Annotated in this window: 3 protein-coding genes; all 3 read left to right on the top strand. The window is 34.8% G+C overall.

Going from position 1 to position 2,064, the window contains the following annotated elements:
• Positions 1-30: 30 nt before the first annotated feature.
• Positions 31-123 carry a PaaD-like zinc ribbon domain-containing protein gene (locus E1176_RS21460; RefSeq protein WP_425482545.1) on the top strand — a complete coding sequence of 31 codons (93 nt, stop codon included), beginning with the start codon at positions 31-33 and terminating at the stop codon, positions 121-123.
• A gap of 169 nt (positions 124-292) precedes the next feature.
• Positions 293-691 (top strand): hypothetical protein, encoded by a 399-nt coding sequence (locus tag E1176_RS01910; protein ID WP_155208885.1) that lies wholly within the window; start codon positions 293-295, stop codon positions 689-691.
• Positions 692-694: 3 nt separating this feature from the next.
• Positions 695-1,720 (top strand): hypothetical protein, encoded by a 1,026-nt coding sequence (locus tag E1176_RS01915; RefSeq protein WP_155208886.1) that lies wholly within the window; start codon positions 695-697, stop codon positions 1,718-1,720.
• Positions 1,721-2,064 lie beyond the last annotated feature (344 nt).

Consider the following 2,064-nt stretch of genomic DNA (forward strand, 5'->3'; position numbering starts at 1 on the left):
AAATCAATAATCACTCAGAGTCCTCAATAAGTGACTCTGAGGTTTACAAGCCTCACGGCCTGCCGCTCTATACACCTCTGTGACAGCTGCCACGAGACTTTCGAGCAATTTAAGCCGTTGTAACACTCGGTCAGCAAACATAAAAGAAGCCTCTGATTAGAAAGGTATTTAATTGATACTTTTATATTTAACAATTCCGCTAAAAATTATAAATTAGTATAGTGCAAGTATTGCAATAACATATACCCGGATGTTGGGCTTCATACATGGAACTGTCGCGCAAATAATGAATATGGAATTAACAACAATAATAAGTGCCTTACATAATGCTTTCGAAAGAAATGAGATTAAAGAAGCAGTATTAGATGACTATTGGTATAAGTTAAATATTAAAACAGGGATTCATTCGACAGGATTTTGTTTCGCAGCATCTGAGGTTATTTATAGACTGAACGGTAAGGATAATTGGAAGGTTCTCTCTTTGAAAGACCCTGACCATTGGAATAATGGAACTCATTATTTTCTTGAAAATCGACATAGTAAAGAGATTTTAGACATTACTCGTAACCAATACGAAGAAAGAAGAATTGAAATACCATATGATTTAGGGAAAGGAAGAGGATTGAGAAATGTTTCAAATAAAGCTAAAACCTTAGCTCAGATGGCTGGACTAGGGGTACTGCCAAGATAAATTATGAACGATTGGAGAAATACTATGGGGTTAGGTGCTTTTGATAATATCAGAAGAATGCAAGAACAAATTCAAGCTTCTATGAACCCACTATTAAAGCAGCAACAAATGATGGCTGACATAGTGAAAAGTTCTGGATTACTAAAAGCTCAAGAGCAAATTGCGAGAAGTTTTAGCGGTGTAAATATGATGACGAACATTGCAAAAAGCTTGAAGCAACAGGCTATGATTACTCAATCGACTTTTTCTGCAATTGATGCATTTTCGCATACAATGAGTTGGCAAGCAAAGTTTGCAATTCCTCAAACAACGATTGACGCTATTACTTCAATTAATAGGCAACATGAGCAAATCTTTGGAAGTGTTAGGTCAATTATTGAATCTGTTAAATTTCAATCACCTATAATTGCACAAATAAATAGCTTAAATTTTGCTTTAAACGGTATTTCTGGTCAATTGGCTGCAATTGCAGCACAGCAGAGAAATTGGTCAATACTTGAGGATTTTGAAAACGTAACAGAACAGGCTCTTGAGTTTACTGAAACACTAAGTGAAGAGTTAGAAGAAGAACAAGAAAGAAAATTTCAAATATTACTCTCTTTAGTTCTATCATTTCTAAGTAAACACAAATCATTAGGTGTCTCGGCTTTATTGATAATTGATATTTTTCTGCGTTATGCGGGATTTCATCAATACTACGACTTTTTACAAACAAAACCGGAACTTGCTACAAAAGAAGAATTAAGTCAAATAGGAGTTAAGCAAGATTCAACAGTTTTCTTTATTCAACAAATAACAGGGCATTTAAAACAAGCGAAAGAATATAGAATAACTAATAGACATTGCACCGTAAAGCTTAAGCCCAAACAAAAGACAATTACAATAACTAAACTACCTGTTGATTTTGATGTAGTTGTGATTCAAGTCCATCATAAATGGGTTTACGTAAGCTACTTTGACCCTAAAGATAATTTACCTCAGACTGGTTGGATTAAGAAGAAATATTTGAATAAACCCAAAGAAGAATAAATTAAAGTACGAAAGCCCAACACTGCATATAGCTTATGGCGGGTGAAGTGGTAAAAGGAAATCTAGTACATTTAAGTAACCTTTGTGCGGACAGACACAAAAGTGCTCCGAAACCGCCACAAAGCCATATGCTGAACGTTAGCATTTCCAACCCCTCAGAGTCATTCACTGAAGACTCTGAGGTAATCATAAACCATAACTTACAGAGTAATTAAGATTTCTTGCAAAATGCAACCCTTTTAATTTTTAAAAGTCTCTTACTTGACAATCCTATTTCTTCAGGACAAGAGATCAAGAAAGCCATGATGATAAAAAAATCACCCCCTGCTGCTATACTTATAGCT

It is taken from the genome of Fulvivirga aurantia, from assembly GCF_009711475.1.
In the GTDB taxonomy this organism is placed as follows: domain Bacteria; phylum Bacteroidota; class Bacteroidia; order Cytophagales; family Cyclobacteriaceae; genus Fulvivirga; species Fulvivirga aurantia.

Bases quoted from the DNA above. Each gene is read 5' to 3' on its own strand.
- E1176_RS01910 (WP_155208885.1), top strand. From the start codon at position 293: ATGGAATTAACAACAATAATAAGTGCCTTACATAATGCTTTCGAAAGA.
- E1176_RS01915 (WP_155208886.1), top strand. From the start codon at position 695: ATGAACGATTGGAGAAATACTATGGGGTTAGGTGCTTTTGATAATATC.